We start from the raw sequence: 16,230 nt of genomic DNA on the forward strand, positions 1-16,230 counted from the left end.
GCGAAAGTGTCGAGAATTCATACCTCTGCGGCCTCGGTACCGTAGACGGGTGGCCAGGACACGCGACGCCGACGCTTGCCCGGGTGCGCTGCAGGCGCACCGGGCGGCCGACGGTGCCCTGGCGCGGATCCGGCTGCCCGGCGGCATGCTGACAGCCGGTCAGCTGGCGGCGCTGGCACACGTGGCGAGCACATATGGCTTGTCGACGCTGGAGCTCACCGCGCGCGGCAACGTGCAGGTGCGCGGCATCACCGACGTGGCGGCGGCCGCCGAGGCGATCGCCCACGCCGGGTTGTTGCCCTCGGAGACCCACGAGCGGGTGCGCAATATCGTCGCGTCGCCGCTGTCTGGCCGCGCCGGCGGGAATCTCGACGTGCGGCCGTGGGTGGCCGAGCTGGACGCGGCCATCTGCGCCGAGCCGGGCCTCGCCGGGCTGGGCGGCCGATTCTGGTTCAGCTTCGATGACGGGCGCGCCGACGTATCGGGCCTGTGCGCCGATGTCGGCGTGCACGCGTTCCCCGACGGCTGCGCGCTGCTGCTTACCGGACGCGACACGGGTGTCCGGCTCGCGGCCAGCGAGGTGGTCGAGACGCTGGTCGTCATCGCGAACCGCTTTGCAACCACGCGCGGAACCGCTTGGCGCATCAAGGAATTGGACGATATCGAAAGCCTGCTGCCCGGAGTCGAGCTCGGTGCCGCCCCATTTCCCGCGGTCACCAGGCCCCCGGTGGGCTGGATCAACCAGGATGACGGCCGGGTGGCGCTCGGCGCCGCGGTGCCGCTGGGGGTGCTGTCCGCGCGCGTCGCGGAATACCTGGCGGCGATCGAGGCCCCGCTGGTAATCACGCCGTGGCGATCGGTGTTGGTCTGCGATGTCGACGAGGCCGTCGCCGACGTCGCGCTGCGGGTGTTGGCGCCATTGGGTCTGGTCTTCGACGAGAACTCCCCCTGGCTGAACGTCAGCGCCTGCACCGGCAGCCCCGGGTGCGCGCATTCGGTCGCCGATGTGCGGGCCGACGCGGCCGCGGCGCTGGGCGGGGATGCGGGAGTGCATCGCCACTTCGTCGGCTGCGACCGCGGGTGCGGCAGCCCGCTTACCGGTGAGGTGCTGCTGGCGACTGGCGACGGATACCGCCAGCTACGGTAATCGGGTGCTCGACTACATCCGCGACGCAGCTGAGATCTATCGCCAGTCGTTCGCGGCCATTCGGGCCGAAGCCGACCTGACCCGCTTCCCGGACGACATCGCGCGGGTGGTGGTCCGGTTGATCCACACCTGCGGGCAGGTCGATGTCGCTGAGCATGTCGCCTATACGGACGACGTCGTCACGCGCGTCGGCGCCGCCCTGCGCGGCGGCGCCCCGGTGCTGTGCGATTCGTCGATGGTGGCGGCCGGGATCACCGGTGCGCGGCTGCCGGCCGGCAACGAGGTGGTGTCGCTGGTGGCCGATCCGCGCGCCGCCCCGCGGGCGGCGCGCCGGCACACCACTCGATCGGCGGCCGGGGTGGAGTTGTGGGCCGACCGGCTGCCCGGCGCGGTGCTCGCGATCGGCAACGCCCCGACCGCGCTGTTCCGGCTGCTCGAGCTGATCGACGAAGGGGTTCCCCCGCCGGCCGGGGTGCTGGGCGGTCCGGTCGGATTCGTCGGGTCGGCCCAGTCCAAGCAGGAGCTCATCGACTGTCCGCGCGGGATGTCCTATCTGGTGGTGCGGGGCCGCCGCGGCGGCAGCGCCATGGCCGCCGCGGCGGTCAACGCGATCGCGAGCGACCGCGAATGACCGCCCGGGGAACGCTATGGGGAGTCGGGCTGGGTCCCGGCGACCCGGAACTGGTGACCGTCAAGGCGGCCCGGGTGATCGGCGAGGCCGATGTCGTGGCCTACCACAGCGCCCGGCACGGCCGCAGCATCGCGCGCGGCATCGCCGAACCGTACCTGCGGCCCGGCCAGATCGAGGAGCACCTGGTCTACCCGGTGACCACCGAGGTGACCGACCACCCCGGCGGCTACGCGGGGGCGCTGGAGGACTTCTACGTCGAATCCGCCGCCCGCATCGCCGCGCACCTCGACGCGGGCCGCAATGTGGCGTTACTTGCCGAGGGCGACCCACTCTTTTACAGCTCGTACATGCATTTGCACACCCGGCTGACGCAGCGGTTCGACGCCGTCATCGTGCCGGGAGTGACGTCGGTGAGCGCCGCCTCGGCGGCCATCGCGACGCCGTTGGTGGCCGGTGACGAGGTGCTCTCCGTGTTGCCGGGCACCCTGCCGGTCGCCGAGCTGACCCGGCGCCTGGCCGATGCCGACGCCGCCGTGGTGCTGAAGCTGGGCCGTTCGTATCATGCTGTACGGGAAGCACTTTCGGCTTCCGGACAGCTTGACGACGCCTATTACGTCGAGCGCGCCAGCACCGCCGGGCAGCGCATCCTGCCCGCCGCCGACGTGGACGAGGCCGGCGTGCCGTACTTCTCGCTGGCCATGCTGCCGGGCGGGCGCCGCGGACGACAGTCGTCCCACGCCGGCACCGTCGCGGTGGTGGGTCTGGGGCCCGGCGACAGCGACTGGATGACGCCACAGAGCCGGCGCGAGCTGGCCACCGCCACCGACCTGATCGGCTACGGCGGCTACCTGGACCGCGTCCCGATGCGCGACGGCCAACGGCGGCACCCCAGCGACAACACCGACGAACCCGCGCGCGCGCGGCTGGCGTGCACGTTGGCCGAGCAAGGGCGAGCCGTGGCGGTGGTGTCGTCCGGCGATCCCGGAGTCTTCGCGATGGCCACCGCCGTGCTGGAAGAGGCCAAAGAGTGGCCGGGAGTGCGGGTCCGGGTCATTCCGGCGATGACGGCCGCACAGGCCGTCGCCAGCCGCGTCGGCGCTCCGCTAGGCCACGACTACGCGGTGATCTCACTGTCCGACCGGCTCAAGCCGTGGGAAATCATCTCGCAGCGCCTGGCCGCCGCGGCCGCCGCCGATCTCGTGCTGGCCATCTACAACCCGGCGTCCAAGACGCGAACCTGGCAGGTCGGCGCGATGCGCGACCTGCTGCTGGAACATCGCGAGCCCGGGACGCCGGTAGTGATCGGCCGCAGTGTTTCTGGGCCCGACGAGGACGTCCGCGTGGTGCGGCTGGCCGATCTCGACCCCGGCGAGGTGGACATGCGCTGCCTGCTGATCGTCGGTTCCTCGCAAACCCAGTGGCACGCGGGCGATTCCGGCGACCGGGTGTTCACACCGCGGCGCTACCCGGTCGGTTAATCGTCGCTGCCCCAGCTGCTGGGCATCATCGGTACGGTGGGGCCATCGCTCAACCCGTCGCGGGTCAGCGTCGCCAACCCGGCGGGCAGGTTGACACCGGATTTCGGTGCGGCCCCGGCGAATCCGAGCGGTCCCGCACCCTGACCCGAGTCGCGGACGGTGTCCGCGTCTTCCCCGTCCACGCCCGGGTCCTCGTCGAGGTCCATGAATTCGTAGCGGTACGCGCGGTCCGTGGCCGTCCCGGCGCGCCGCCGACGGGCCCGGGCCTTCTTCTTGGCCGCCGTCGCCGCCGCGGCCGCGGCGGGCGCGTCGACGTCGTCGAGCGCCGGCTCCTCGGACTTGCGGCGTGCCCGCCCGCTCGCGCTGCCGCGCGCCGCCAGCCCCGACAGTCCGACCGCGTACAGGGCGTCGGACATACCCGCGCCAATACCGTCCGTGGCCGTGGGACTGAAACCGGCGCCCGGCCCGCCGCCGACCGGTCCGGCGCCGGCCGGCGAGGCCACCGTCGATGCGGGCGCGCTGGACATCGTCGGGGCGTTGCTCACGCTTGCCGGCGCGGTGCTGATGGCCGGACTCGGCGCGGACACCATCGGCGCCGGTGCCGGCGCGGCCGCGGGCAGCGGCGGGGCGACCGAGAGCGGGGCCGCGATGCTGACCGCGGTGACCGCCGCCGCCGCTCCACCTGCCGCGGCGGCGCCCAGGACGGAAACGACCATTGGGGCCAGCACCACGGCCATCTGGATCGCGGCCTGCATGAAGGGCCAGAAGATCATCAGCGTGTGGAAAATCGCCCAGCCGAGCGCGCTGGAGAGGGCCGGTGAGAGGCCCAATTGGCCGAAGAAGGACGCGAGGCCGTTGACGAACGGCACCGGCGGGAACGGCCAGCCACCGGGATTGAGGTCTTTGGACACCGGCCATGCGAAATTCTTGGTGTACTGCTGCAGCCATGCCGTGAGCTGGTCCTGCCAAGACGGATAGGTCTGGGTCGCCTGCTGCTGGGTGTCGGCCGCCTGCAGGGTCGCGACGCTCGCCTCCCCGCCCGGGGTGACGATCGCCGGCGCCGGCGCGGTGGCGGGAACCGCCGCGAGGGCGGATTCACTGACGGCTTGGTAGGTGGTCATGCTCGTGGCGGCTTGCACCCACATGCGCGCATAGTCGGCTTCGTTCACGGCGATGGGGATGGTGTTGATGCCGAAGAAATTCGTCGCCATTAACGCCGCGTGGGTCGCATGGTTAGCGGTGAGCTCGGGCATCGTCGGCATGGCGGCCAGGGCCGCGGTGTAAGCGCCGGCCGCCGTCTCGTGCAGCGCGGCCGCGGTCGCGCTCTTGGCGGAGCTTTCAAGCAGCCAGCCCAGATACGGGGCATGGGCCGCGACGTACTGTTCGGCGCTGGGGCCCTCCCATGCACCGCCCTGCACGGCGCCCAGTAAGCCGGTGAGTTCGTCTGCCGCGTCGGCGTATTGAGTGCCCATCTCCGACCACGTCGCGGCGGCGGCGAGCAGTGGCCCGGGCCCGGGGCCGCTGCTGAGCAAGGTCGAGTGCACCTCAGGCGGGAAAGCGATCCAGATCGGGACGGTCATCGTCGGTGGCCTTCGGGCACGAACACGAATACCTCTTCGGTGAATGTCAGGGGTGGGCTGGCGTTGCGTACGTTCAGTGGTCGGTTTGCCGGACGGTTTAGTTCCCGTCGTTTGATTTCCCTGTTCTTTGCGCGCGGACCGGGCATGCGCAACGATGCAGGGATGCGGTGTGACGCGGCGCGTGAGGCGCTTTCGGCTCGACTGGACGGCGAACGTCCCCAGGTGCTCGCGCAGCAGGTCGACGCCCATCTCGAATCGTGCCGACGTTGCCGCTCCTGGCTCATCGGCGCCGCGGCCCAGACTCGCCGGCTGGCCACGGTCGAGCCGGGCGACGGGCCCGACCTGGTCGCGAAGATCATGGCGAGCATCGGCGAGGAGTCCTCGGGGCACCAGCGCCGGATGCGCTGGCTGCGCTCGCACTACCGCCGGTGGGGCCTGATCGCTGTCGGTGTGTTCCAGGTGGCGATCGCCGCCGCCCAGATCAGCGGCATCGATTTCGGGATGGTGTCGAGCCACATGCACGGCGCGATGTCCGGTGAGCACCTGATGCACGAGTCCACCGCTTGGTTGCTGGCCCTGGGCCTTGCGATGGTCGCCGCCGGTGTCTGGCCCGTCACCGCGATTGGGGTGGCGGCGATTACGGGCGTTTATTCGGTCGCACTGTTGGGATACGTGATCGTCGACGCAATCGCGGGCGACGTCACGGCAACGCGGATCGCCAGCCACATGCCCTTGCTGTTAGGCCTCGCGTTCGCGCTGCTGGTGGCGCGGGAACGGGTCCGATCAGACCGAGCCGGCGCGTCCGACGTGGCGGACGACGCCGCCTGGTCGGCGGACTCCCCGGTTGCCCGGCGACGCGGTCACCTATGGCCCATCAACCGGGCGGCCCTCGACCCCACCGCAGCCCCTACGACAGGCCGTCGTAGACTCGATCAGCCCGCGAAACAAAGGTGGTTCGCCATGGTCGCGCCAAGCGATGACGAGGCCGTTACCGAGCTCGCGTTGGCCGCCGCGCGTGGAAATGACCGGGCGCTAGAGAGTTTCATCAAAGCCACCCAGCAAGACGTGTGGCGGTTTGTCACATATCTGTCCGACGCGGGCAGCGCCGACGACCTCACCCAGGAAACGTTCCTGCGCGCGATCGGCGCCATCGAACGGTTCTCCGGGCGCTCGAGCGCCCGGACCTGGCTGCTTTCCATTGCGCGCCGCGTCGTGGCCGACCACATCCGCCACCTGCAGTCGCGGCCGCGCGCCGCCCTCGGGGCCGACCCGGAACACGTTCTGCGCGGTGACCGCCACGCCCGGGGGTTCGAAGACCTGGTCGAGGTGACGACGATGATCGCGAGCCTCACCCCCGAGCAACGGGAAGCCTTGATGCTCACCCAATTGCTCGGGCTCCCCTACGCCGACGCCGCGGCGGTGTGCGGATGCCCGGTGGGCACCATCCGGTCCCGCGTCGCGCGCGCCCGTGACGCGCTGCTGGCCGCCGACGCCGAGCGCGACGACCTGACCGGTTAGCCCAGCCCCGTTACCCATTCGGCGGCCTGTTCGACGCTGTCCACCGCCGCCACCCCGACCGGTAGCGGCGGGCGCGCCACCATCACCACCGGAATGCCCAGTGCCGCAGCGGAATCCAGCTTCGCCCGCGTCATCTGTCCGCCGCTGTTCTTGGTGACCAGGGCGTCGATGCCGTGTTCCCGCAACAGCGCGAGCTCGCCGTCGTAGCGATACGGGCCGCGGGAGAGCAACAACTGGTGGCGGCGCGGCAGCGACGCGGGGTCGGGTTCGGTGACCGCGCGGATCAGAAACCATGCATCGCTGCCCGCGAAGGCCCTCGTCCCCGAGCGTCCGGTGGTGAGAAACACCCGCGAGAAGTCGTGCTTTGCGACGGCTTCCGCCGCTATGTTGTCCGATTCGACGACGATCGCATCGCCGGGCTCCCACGCCGGGCGGGCCAGCACCACATGCGGGATCTGCAGCTCAGCGCAGGCTTGGGCGGCGTGTGCTGTCATGGTGGCCGCGAACGGGTGGGTCGCATCGATGACGGCGCCGATGCGTTCGTCGAGCAGCCAGCGCCGTAGCCCGTCGACGCCGCCGAAGCCGCCGATGCGAACCGGGCCGACCGGCAGCGCGGGGTCGGGGACCCGGCCCGCCAGGGAACTGACGATGTCAATGCGCGAATGTAGGACCTTCGCCAGCGCGCGCCCTTCGGCGGTGCCGCCGAGCAACAGCACGCGCATCAGTGCCCGCTCCCCCGCGCCCGCCCGGACGAATACAGGTAGCTGTCGGTGAATCCGCCGGCGGCCAGCACGTCGCCGACGATGATCACGGCGGTCTTGGTGATGTTGTCCTGGTGCATCTGCTCTGCGATGTCGGCAAGCGTGCCGCGCAGCACGACTTGTTGCGGCCAGCTGGCGAAAGCCACGACGGCAGCGGGTGTTTCGGGTCGGTAGCCGCCTTCGAGGAGTTGCGGGACGATGGCGTCGATCTGGGCTGCGGCCAGATGCAGGACCAGCGTGGCGCCGGACTGGGCGAGCGCGGTCAGGTCTTCACCGGGCGGCATGGCGGTCGACAGAGTGGCGACCCGGCTCAGGGTTACGGTCTGCGCAACGCCGGGAACGGTGAGCTCGCGCTTGAGCGCGGCCGCCACCGCGGCGAACGCCGGTACACCGGGCACGATGTCGTAGTCGATGCCCAGCGCGTCGAGCCTGCGGCATTGCTCGGCCAGGGCGCTGTAGAGCGACGGGTCACCGGAATGCAGCCGCGCCACGTCGTGGCCGGCGGCGTCGGCGTCGGTCAGTTCGGTGATGATCTGCTCCAGCGTGAGCGGGCCGGTGTCAATGACTTTCGCACCGGGTGGGCACAGGGCCAACAGGTCGTCGGGCATGATCGAACCCGCGTACAGGCACACCGGGCATCGCTCGAGGAGCCGCTGGCCGCGGACGGTGATCAGGTCGGCGGCGCCCGGACCCGCACCGATGAAGTACACCGTCATCTCGTCACCACCCACTGGGTGACCGGCATCTGCGGGCGCCATCCGGTGAAGCCCCCGAGCGGCTCGCCCTGATAGTGCTGGAAGCGCCGCAGCTGACCTCCCAGACGCGAATGTGACTGCGCCAGGGCCGCTTCGGATTCCGCGGTGACCGCGTTGACAACGAGGCGACCACCGATGCGCAAGTGGTCGAGGCATGCGTCGAGCAGGCCGGGCTGGGTGAGGCCCCCACCGATGAAGATTGCTGCCGGCGGCTCGAGCCCGTCAAACGCTTCCGGGGCGTCACCACGGACTTCGATGTCGACGCCGAAAGCCGCTGCGTTGTAACCGATGTTGCGTCGGCGCTGCTCATCACGTTCGAATGCGACCGCGCTGCAACCGCTCCAACTCAAACACCACTCGACACCGATGCTGCCCGAGCCCGCGCCGACGTCCCAGAGCCGCTCGCCCGGACGTGGGGCCAGCGCCGCGAGCGTCACCGCGCGGATTCCGTGCTTGGTGATCTGCCCGTCGTGGACGAACGCGTCGTCGGGCAGCGGCGACAGGCGTTCGTCGGGCAGGTAGCGGATGGCGACGACGTTGAGGTCGTCGACGTCCGCCGGCGCGCTCTCTGCCCAGTGGCGTGCGGTGCCGTCACGACGGTGTTCGGTTGGGCCGCCGAGGTTTTCCAGAACGGTGAACTCGGAGTCGCCGCGGCCATGCGCGTCGAGGAGTGCGGCGAGTTCTTTCGGTGTGGCTGCGTTTTTCGACAGCACGATGGCTTGGCCGCCGCGGCGAACCGCGGTGTGCGGCTGCGCGGTGACCAAACTGATCACCTCCGTGTTGTGGAGGTTCCAGCCCATCCGCGCGCAGGCCAGGGTCACCGAGGACACGTGCGGCAACACGCTGACTTGGTCTGGGCCATAGAGCCGCATCAGCGTGCCCCCGATGCCGTGCAGGAGCGGGTCGCCGCTGGCCACCACGTGGATGTCTTCGGTGTGGCGGTCTCGCAGGGTCTGCAGGGCGGGCAACATCGGGGAGGGCCACTGCCGGCGCGGCGCGGCAATGGTGCCGTCGAGCAGGTCGAGTTGCCTCTTTGACCCGTAAATCACTGTTGCCCTGCGTAATTCATGACGCGACGTTTCCGCGAGCCCAGCCATGCCGTCGGCTCCGATGCCGACCACGATGATCATGAGCGCCGTTCCTCCTCATCGCTTCGCTCTGCATCGTCACCGGCGCGGATCATCGCGGCATCCGGCGCCAGATGAACTGCGGCAGCAGCCGCATCACGGCGGAGGCGGGCCCCAGCGCCCACGGGATCCATACGGTGCGCCGGCCCTTCGCCAGGGCTCGCGCCGTGGCCTTGGCCACCTGCGCGGGGGTGCTGGACAGTGGCGCCGGATCCATACCGTGCGTCATGCGTCCGATCACGAAACCCGGACGGGCGATCAGCAGTTTGACCCCGGTGCCATGCAGGGCGTCGGCCAAACCGCTGGCGAAGCCGTCCAGGCCCGCCTTGGCCGAGCCGTAGACGTAATTGGCGCGACGCACGCGCGCGCCGGCGATCGAGGAGAACACCACCAGTTCGCCTTTGTCGGCCGTGCGCATCGCGGTGGCCAGGTGGGTGAGCATGCTGACCTGGGCGACGTAATCGGTGTGCACGATTTCCACCGCATGGGCGGCGTCAGTCTCGGCGCGGGACTGGTCGCCGAGGATTCCGAACGCCAGCACGGCCGTGGCGATGGGGCCGTGATCGGCAACGACCGAGGCAACCAGCGGGCCGTGCGACCCCAAGTCGGCGGCGTCGAACTCCACGGTGTGCACCGCCGTCGCGCCGGCGGCTTTGAGCGCAGCGATCTGCTCGTCGAGTTGATCGGCCTTGCGGGCGGCCAGCACCACTGTCGCCCCGGGCGCCAGGAGCCGTGCCAGCTCGATGCCGATCTCGCTACGTCCGCCCAGGATTAGCACTGGTCCCGCGCCCGTGTCGTCCACGGCTGCGATTATCGCCTGCGCTAGCGTGGGCGGTGATGGCGAATACCACTACCCGGCTCACCGACGATGCGCTGGCGTTTCTGTCTGAACGGCATCTGGCCATGCTGACCACGTTGCGAGCCGACAATTCGCCCCATGTGGTGGCGGTGGGTTTCACCTTCGACCCCAAGACGCACATCGCGCGGGTCATCACCACCGGCGGCTCGCAGAAGGCGGTGAACGCCGACCGTGGCGGGGTGGCGGTGCTCAGTCAGGTCGATGGCGCGCGGTGGCTGTCGCTGGAGGGCCGGTCCAAGGTGAACAGCGATGGCGACGCCGTCCGCGATGCCGAACTGCGGTACGCCCAGCGCTATCGCACCCCGCGCCCGAACCCGCGCCGGGTCGTCATCGAGGTGCGGGTGGAGCGGGTGCTGGGATCGTCGGGATTGCTGGACCGGGGTGAGCAGTAGCGGGTTTGGGTCTGGCTACCTCGTCCGGCCAAAACGCGCAATCTGCTTAGCTATTTTTTTCTCCGCGGGTCGTACTCGGTCCCTGAAATGTCATCCCAGAACTTTGGCGAGACATCCGTCGCCCTGTCTTCCGGAGCAACAGCGTTTACTTTCTCCTCAAATTCATCAAGAACCCTGCGCGCCTCCGCCAACTCCGCTTCTGTCGGCGGAGTCACGCCAGCCTCTTCTGGAGTGCAAAAGATCTTCCCCGCGATTTTCCTCATGACACCGTACCGCCATTCTTCTGCGCCAGTTTTTCCTACGTCTTAAACAGGTGTTCCTCGGTTACTGCCGGGCTTCTGGAGTAGGAGGTCATCGTGCTCTCTCCTACGGCACGCCTCTATGAACTTGATTGCAGCCTCCCGGTCATCTAGGAAACGATGGTATTGGTCAGGAGTAAGCTCGAAATACTCTTCATAGTCGACAATGCCATTGCTCACTGGTATTGACGCATAGTAGCGGCCTGATTCTGATTCAACGCCAATTGAATACCTTTCCTCTCGCGAAAAGAATGTGTCGTCGAATTTCATCTGCCTCCCCATCTAATTAAATATCTCTGTTACAGTGTAGTCCTCCGGTGGTATTCTGCCGCCGTCTACTACAGCCTCGGAAGAACCATCTGGCAGGAGGCCACCGGGAATCCATTGTTCATTGGCGCCCGCCTCGTTGCCTGATGGAATCCGCAGATTAAATTCCTCTGGATCTACGATATCGATTCTGGCAATGTTGGTTGAGTCAAGGAAGCCCTCGGGCAGTCCGAGTTCGCTCTCCATTATCCGCGGATTGCCTTTTGCCGCCTCGAGCATGGCGTCAGCTTCATGCTTGGGCATCACGAACGATGTCCCGTCTCGCTGCGCGATGCCATATTTCTCAAGATTGGTTTGTGGCATAAATCGCGTCGCTCCGTCACTAAATTTCTCGAGATGATTATGAATGTATTTTGGCGACAAATACTCTGATGGATCAGGGCGACTGCCCTTCGGCATAGCAAGGATTTCATGTCGTTTTTCAGCACTCAGCCCGTCTGAGGGCTCCTGGTCTCCGGGGGCGGGATGAGACTCGTCATGCGCATGTGGCGGCCCATCGCCATCATGCGGGTGCCCATCCCCGCGGCGGCCGGGTGAATCCTCATCTCCATGCCCGCGTCGACCGCCACCGTTTGGTCGTTGTTCGTCTGGCTTACCGCCAGCCGGGTCGCCGTCGCCCGGACCGCCCGGTTTTCCGCCATGCGGCGGCTGACCGTCAGGCGGCCCACCATCGCCAGGGCTGTGCGATGTGCGACCCGGTGCGGGCATTTTCGGCGGGCGGCCACCCGGGGCGGTGAAATGCGGCGTCGACCCCGAGGGCGAGGCGGCCGGCGCGAGTCTTGGCGCACTGGCGCTGACCGGCGCGCCCTCAATCGGCGATCCGCTCGGCGCCACTGGGGCACGCGCCGGCAAATGTTCCGCTAACTGCGCCACGCTTGCTGGCGCTCGTTCGCCCGCTGCGGCAGGTACGGCTGCCGCAGCTGAGCCAGGCACCGAGGCTGGGATCGGTTCCCGCGGACCGCCCACCGGCGCCGGCGCCAACTCATGGGGGCGAGGGGACGGCACCGACGCCGGGTCATGGGGGCTCGGGGCAGGAACCGATCCTGGTTCATGCGGAACACCGCCCGCGGACGCCGCAGAGGGAGCGGGAGCCTCTGCCGGCACCGATGCCGCTTCGTGGGAACTGCCTGCCCCCGTCGCCTGGGCTGGCACAGGCTCCACCGGCGGAGACACCGGATCATGGGGACTACCCGTCGCCGTAGCCGGCACAGACTCAACCGGCGAGAACATCGGATCGTGGGGGTCGCCGCGCGGAGGCGTTGACGCTGGCGCCGGAGCAGCCGCGGGCTCATGGGGATCACCCGGACCCGCAGGCGCTGGTGCTGCTGCGGGCTCCCCCGCCGGATCGTGTGGTGCACCCCCCACTGGCCAGGGCGCCGGCTCATGCGGACCGCTCCCGGCCCCAGCCCCCGGAGCGGCAGCTGGATCGTGCGGCGCACCCGGTGCAGTGTCGGACGGGTGTGGTGTCGCCTCGACGGGCGCCTCAAGTGGCTTGCCGGACGGTAGACCGACAGGAGTACCGCCAGCGGGCGGAGCTTTGATTTCCGGCAGGTCCCCGATGGCGCCTTCGAGGTTCTTGGTCACGTCGCCGCCGGCCTTGGTGATGTCGGTCAGCGCGCCGCGCGCTCCCGCCGCGCCCTCCCCACCGGCACGCCCAGCAGCGCCACCCGCGGCCTCCGCCTCTTCCTCGGCGCCACGTGCAGCGGCTCCCGCACCATCGGCCGCCGCACCTGCCTCACCGAGGCCCGGGGCGATCAGCGTGGCGGCGTCGAATGTGACTTCACCGGCGCCCAGTCCCGGCCGAGCCGTACTCCAATCCTTGGCATGCACAAGGCCTTTCAGCTCCTGCAGCCTCGCTTCCGAAAATTCTTCGGGATTGACCGCGGCATTGATCAGACTTTCTTTCCAGGCGTTTTTCACCATGCCCGTCCAGGTGGCGGCCGCACCCTGGGGATCGGCAGCGATCCAGTGCGGGCTCAGGTCGACGAGGCCCAGCCCCACGCCGACCGCACCTTTGAGGACCCCCTCATGGGCATTGATCCAGGTGTCGGCGACGGTCGCGACGGCGTTACCGACGTCGTCTCCTAGGAATTGGACGAGCCCGCGGCGCGCGTACTTCTCGCATGTGATGACCGTGCGATCGGCCGCTTGCATGAGGAACTTGATCGCCTGCTCACAGGCCCTGGCTTCCTGCCCAAGACGCTGCAGCACCGCGTTGATGTCCTTGACGATCTGTTTGATCTCATCCCACGCGTCACCGTCGATGATGAGCATGACGTCATGACCGAGGTCGCCCAGGGACTCGATCCGACGCAACAGATCCCGGATCGCGGTTTGGGCGTGGTCCACCCTGTTCGCGAACGTGTCGATGGTGTCGGCCAGTGTGCCGCACAGCTCGCCGACAATCGCTGTCGACGAGCCGATTTCGCTCAAAGCGTTGTCGATCTTCTCGCCTTCAGGAATGTGTTGGCTGTCGAACAGCGTCTTCGATGCGTTGAGAGTTCCCTTCACACCCTCGGCCGCCGCACCGAAGGCACGCCAACGAGATGCAGCCGCACGCAGACCCGCCACATCGCCATCGGGCCATGCCTCGAGGACAAACGATTGCACGAGCGACCACAGCGGTGGGGGCGGCTGGCCTGGCCCCCACGTTCCAGGCGGCCCCGGCGCGGCAAGCTCGGCCGGCGGGGACGGTGGCTCTAAAGCTCCGCTTCCGCCGCCCAGCGTCGAAGCCGCCTCGGCGTGTGAGTAGTTCGACGCGCCTTGCTGGATGACGCCCCCGCATTTCCGGCAAGCGTTGACGGCGGCAGCGGCCGCCTTCAGCACTGACTCGGCCTTCTCCTGATACGCCAAGCCAAACACCTCGCCGGCCCGGTCGACACCGGTGTGCGCCGAAAAACCGGCGGTCAGCACCGCCAGATTCGCTGCCAACCCCTCGCCGGCGGCCTGCACCGCGCTACCCGCAGCGAACATCGCCTCGGGATCGACCACCAACGGAGCCACGCGCGAAATTCTGGTCGAGACCGCACGCAGGCGCTATTCACCCAATGATGGCCTTTGCCAAGCTAGCCGCGGCCGTACAGCAGCCACAACTCATTCATCAACAGCCCGCGTGGCCAGCGTGATGCGGTGCCGTCCCACCGCCACCGCCAAGGTTCGCTTAGCCGGCTGGCCATCGAGTTGGACGCTGACCCCGTCAGGCAGCCCACTCAGCGTGATCCGTGCGGTGGTGTCGGTGGCCACCGTGATCGTCGACGCCGGCAAGGCTGCCAGTCCGGCGCGCTGGACATCCACCGTGATACCGGCGATGCCGGTGAGCCGCAGCGTGAGATACGGCAGCAGACCGACTGGCGGGCCCACCCGCCAGTCCAGTTCGCTATACACACCCGGGGTCGGGTCGAAGTTCAGGATGAACCCGCGATGATGCCGAACGGTGTGCGTGGGGTCCGGGCGCGCATACGAACGCGCGTCGACTTCGGCGATGGCCCCGCGCCGCGCCGTCACCGCGGGATCCGCGGTCAAGCCCGACAGCCACCACACCCGATGCGGCCCGATACCCAGGTCGTCGCGCACCAATTGCGGATGCCACGCAAACGTGATGTGTCCCGGATCCGCTTGGCGTAAGCCGGTTTCCATGTGGGCGATCGGGTCTTCGAACTTGTCCTGCAACACCCAGGCGATGTGATCCTCGAGCGGATACACGGTGAAGCGGTGCCGGTAGCCCAGCCGGTCGAGTTCGAGCACCTGCTCGGCGGCCGACGGGAACGGCACCAGCTCGTCGACCAGCCCGTGCGCGATGACATAGGGCAGCCAGCGGGCGTTCACCAGCAGCTTCCAGGTATCGCCCTCGCGGGCACAGGCCGAGTTTGGGTCGAGGTCGGCCGGGATGTCGACGTCGGGAAGCAGCCGCACCCCGCACGCCGGCGGACCGGCCAGCACGACCGCCTGCGAAAACACTTGCGGATAAGTCAATCCCAACTTGTAGGCCGCATAACCACCCATCGAGTAGCCCGAGATCACGGTGCGATCGGGATCGGTGCCCAATTGTTCGGCGACGCGCGCCCACACTTCCCAGACGTCGAGTTCTCCGGTGTCGAAGTACCACGTCGACGGGCCTCGGGCCAGCGGCGTGACCACCACCGAGTCGCGGCCCTCGCACACCTGGTGCAGCAAACGGGGGTCGATGGCGGCGAACTGGCTCTGCCCCAGGGCGAGCGAATGCAGCAGCAGGGTCAACGGCAGCGTGCGGCCCGGCTTGAAAGTCGACGGCAGGCATACCGAATACGGCTGCACCCGACCGAGAAACTGCGGCTTGGTGCTCAAGACGTCATCCGCGGCGACACCCTGGCCCAACTCGACCGAGGACACGTACCACCGTGTCGACGGGCCGGTGATCACCGGCTCGGCAGCGGTCTCGCCGGCCGCTAGCCGATCCCACGCCACGGTCACGGCGAACTTCGACACGTCGCCGCGGGTCAAGGCCTCGGCCTGGGCGGAATCCGACCAGAAGTTCAGGTGCGGCGGCTCCTGTTCGTGGGTGCGGAACGCGACGTTGTAGACGTTGGGCTGCCCGGGCAACGCGCCACGCTCGGCGGGCACGTCGGCGAACCCGTCACCCGCGGCGTTGGCCAGCCCAGCCGCCAACCGCACCGTCCAGTCGCCGGCCGGCTCCAGCCAGGTCCGCGGCACCTGCGCCAGGAACGTTCGCGATCCCATGTCGACGCTGTGCGGTACCGGGGAGGTGGATCGGTTGGTCAGGTCGATCAGCGCGGCGCGACTGCCCGAAACCAGCAGGGCCATGTCGATCCCGGCCGAGCGCACTCCCGCCCCGGCGGGCCACTGCTCGGGCGCGGTCCGGGCGGGGCCGGTATCGAGGGTGAACAGCGCGATGGGGACCGACGCGTCCAGCAGCGTGTTCCAGTCGATCCGCCACCACGTGTGGGTCGCGGTGAGCCCGATCGCGACGCGGAAGATGTCGGCACCGTTGCGGGCTGCGGGGCCGTCGGGATAGACGTAGGTGCCGCGGGGCGGCGCCTGCACCTTCAGGTCGCCGATTGGTAGGCCGGTAGCGCCGTGGTCGTCGTAGAGGAAGTCGGTCCAAAAGAGGGCACCGCCGGCAACGCGGCCGGTGCCACAGGTGCGCGGAAACTCCTCGCCGAACGGCCATCCCGACGGCACCGGAAGTTGCGGCTCTGGGCGCAGGGCCGCCGGCGGCACACCCTCGGGCATCCCGTCGACCACGACGAGTTCAGCTGGTGGCGTGGGTGCCGTTGTGGCGGGATGCACCAGCGTGTCGGCGATGTGGCGTGCGATGCGAATTGGAAGAAGAGTCAGATCCAGAAGTGACATCAAGCCC

The 16,230-nt window shown here is 68.7% G+C and carries 14 protein-coding genes and 1 pseudogene; 6 read left to right on the forward strand and 9 right to left on the reverse strand.

The genetic code is table 11. The features are described 5' to 3' along the window. Positions 1-49: 49 nt before the first annotated feature. Genes cobG through A5758_RS19425 form a run of 3 tightly spaced genes read left to right on the forward strand, consistent with a single transcriptional unit; the run spans position 50 to position 3,256 of the window. Positions 50-1,147 carry a precorrin-3B synthase gene (gene cobG, locus A5758_RS19415; RefSeq protein ID WP_067743287.1) on the forward strand — a complete coding sequence of 366 codons (1,098 nt, stop codon included), beginning with the start codon at positions 50-52 and terminating at the stop codon, positions 1,145-1,147. Between the two features lie 4 nt (positions 1,148-1,151). Next, positions 1,152-1,778 (forward strand): precorrin-8X methylmutase, encoded by a 627-nt coding sequence (locus tag A5758_RS19420; protein ID WP_067743289.1) that lies wholly within the window; start codon positions 1,152-1,154, stop codon positions 1,776-1,778. Continuing rightward, a complete protein-coding gene (locus A5758_RS19425) occupies positions 1,775-3,256 on the forward strand; it encodes a precorrin-2 C(20)-methyltransferase (RefSeq protein WP_067743292.1) in 1,482 nt (493 codons plus the stop codon). Before A5758_RS19420 ends, A5758_RS19425 begins: the two co-directional genes overlap by 4 nt. Here the strand turns inward: A5758_RS19425 and A5758_RS19430 are convergent. Further along, positions 3,253-4,836, reverse strand: coding sequence for a PPE family protein (locus tag A5758_RS19430; RefSeq protein WP_067206919.1), 1,584 nt, complete (start codon positions 4,834-4,836; stop codon positions 3,253-3,255). The genes A5758_RS19425 and A5758_RS19430 overlap by 4 nt on opposite strands. Positions 4,837-4,998: 162 nt before the next feature. Here A5758_RS19430 and A5758_RS26325 point away from each other — a divergent pair. Together A5758_RS26325 and sigC are read left to right on the forward strand one after the other, a co-directional pair. Then, a pseudogene (locus A5758_RS26325) lies at positions 4,999-5,682 on the forward strand (DUF2275 domain-containing protein); the annotation flags it as partial. Between the two features lie 114 nt (positions 5,683-5,796). Continuing rightward, positions 5,797-6,354, forward strand: coding sequence for an RNA polymerase sigma factor SigC (sigC, locus tag A5758_RS26330; RefSeq protein WP_231987362.1), 558 nt, complete (start codon positions 5,797-5,799; stop codon positions 6,352-6,354). Here sigC and A5758_RS19440 read toward each other — a convergent pair. From A5758_RS19440 to A5758_RS19455, 4 genes are read right to left on the reverse strand one after another with little or no spacing between them, the layout of a single operon-like run. Beyond that, the gene (locus A5758_RS19440) at positions 6,351-7,076 is read right to left on the reverse strand and encodes a cobalt-precorrin-6A reductase (protein ID WP_067743295.1); all 726 of its coding nucleotides are present in this window, start codon (positions 7,074-7,076) and stop codon (positions 6,351-6,353) included. The two genes, sigC and A5758_RS19440, sit on opposite strands and share 4 nt — an antisense overlap. Further along, complete coding sequence (gene cobM, locus A5758_RS19445) at positions 7,076-7,831, reverse strand: precorrin-4 C(11)-methyltransferase (RefSeq protein ID WP_067743354.1); 756 nt, start codon at positions 7,829-7,831, stop codon at positions 7,076-7,078. The genes A5758_RS19440 and cobM overlap by 1 nt, the downstream gene beginning before the upstream one ends. Further along, a complete protein-coding gene (locus A5758_RS19450) occupies positions 7,828-9,000 on the reverse strand; it encodes a bifunctional cobalt-precorrin-7 (C(5))-methyltransferase/cobalt-precorrin-6B (C(15))-methyltransferase (RefSeq protein WP_067743298.1) in 1,173 nt (390 codons plus the stop codon). The genes cobM and A5758_RS19450 overlap by 4 nt, the downstream gene beginning before the upstream one ends. A gap of 49 nt (positions 9,001-9,049) precedes the next feature. Continuing rightward, positions 9,050-9,799: an SDR family NAD(P)-dependent oxidoreductase gene (locus tag A5758_RS19455; RefSeq protein ID WP_067743301.1), complete on the reverse strand. Its 750-nt coding sequence runs from the start codon at positions 9,797-9,799 to the stop codon at positions 9,050-9,052. 35 nt (positions 9,800-9,834) lie between these two features. Between A5758_RS19455 and A5758_RS19460 the strand changes: the two genes are divergently transcribed. After that, positions 9,835-10,248 (forward strand): F420-dependent biliverdin reductase, encoded by a 414-nt coding sequence (locus A5758_RS19460; protein ID WP_066949040.1) that lies wholly within the window; start codon positions 9,835-9,837, stop codon positions 10,246-10,248. Positions 10,249-10,298: 50 nt separating this feature from the next. Here A5758_RS19460 and A5758_RS25385 read toward each other — a convergent pair whose 3' ends face one another. The 4 genes from A5758_RS25385 to A5758_RS19475 form a co-directional block, all read right to left on the reverse strand. Continuing rightward, on the reverse strand, positions 10,299-10,511 hold the full coding sequence (locus A5758_RS25385) for a hypothetical protein (RefSeq protein ID WP_082939769.1): 213 nt from the start codon (positions 10,509-10,511) through the stop codon (positions 10,299-10,301). A gap of 42 nt (positions 10,512-10,553) precedes the next feature. Further along, a complete protein-coding gene (locus tag A5758_RS25390; RefSeq protein ID WP_082939772.1) occupies positions 10,554-10,817 on the reverse strand; it encodes a hypothetical protein in 264 nt (87 codons plus the stop codon). Between the two features lie 12 nt (positions 10,818-10,829). Continuing rightward, positions 10,830-13,877: a hypothetical protein gene (locus A5758_RS26090; protein WP_197503983.1), complete on the reverse strand. Its 3,048-nt coding sequence runs from the start codon at positions 13,875-13,877 to the stop codon at positions 10,830-10,832. Positions 13,878-13,967: 90 nt separating this feature from the next. After that, entirely contained in the window at positions 13,968-16,223 is a 2,256-nt protein-coding gene (locus A5758_RS19475; RefSeq protein WP_067743307.1) for an alpha/beta hydrolase-fold protein, read from the reverse strand. Between the last annotated feature and the right edge of the window lie 7 nt (positions 16,224-16,230).

The sequence above is a fragment of the Mycobacterium sp. 852014-50255_SCH5639931 genome (assembly GCF_001665605.1).
Classification (GTDB): domain Bacteria; phylum Actinomycetota; class Actinomycetes; order Mycobacteriales; family Mycobacteriaceae; genus Mycobacterium; species Mycobacterium paraffinicum.

Coding starts and splice junctions, on each gene's coding strand:
- A5758_RS19425 (WP_067743292.1), top strand. CDS start 1,775: ATGACCGCCCGGGGAACGCTATGGGGAGTCGGGCTGGGTCCCGGCGAC.
- A5758_RS19430 (WP_067206919.1), bottom strand. CDS start 4,836: ATGACCGTCCCGATCTGGATCGCTTTCCCGCCTGAGGTGCACTCGACC.
- sigC (WP_231987362.1), top strand. CDS start 5,797: ATGGTCGCGCCAAGCGATGACGAGGCCGTTACCGAGCTCGCGTTGGCC.
- A5758_RS19440 (WP_067743295.1), bottom strand. CDS start 7,076: ATGCGCGTGCTGTTGCTCGGCGGCACCGCCGAAGGGCGCGCGCTGGCG.
- cobM (WP_067743354.1), bottom strand. CDS start 7,831: ATGACGGTGTACTTCATCGGTGCGGGTCCGGGCGCCGCCGACCTGATC.
- A5758_RS19450 (WP_067743298.1), bottom strand. CDS start 9,000: ATGATCATCGTGGTCGGCATCGGAGCCGACGGCATGGCTGGGCTCGCG.
- A5758_RS19460 (WP_066949040.1), top strand. CDS start 9,835: ATGGCGAATACCACTACCCGGCTCACCGACGATGCGCTGGCGTTTCTG.
- A5758_RS25385 (WP_082939769.1), bottom strand. CDS start 10,511: ATGAGGAAAATCGCGGGGAAGATCTTTTGCACTCCAGAAGAGGCTGGC.
- A5758_RS25390 (WP_082939772.1), bottom strand. CDS start 10,817: ATGAAATTCGACGACACATTCTTTTCGCGAGAGGAAAGGTATTCAATT.
- A5758_RS19475 (WP_067743307.1), bottom strand. CDS start 16,223: ATGTCACTTCTGGATCTGACTCTTCTTCCAATTCGCATCGCACGCCAC.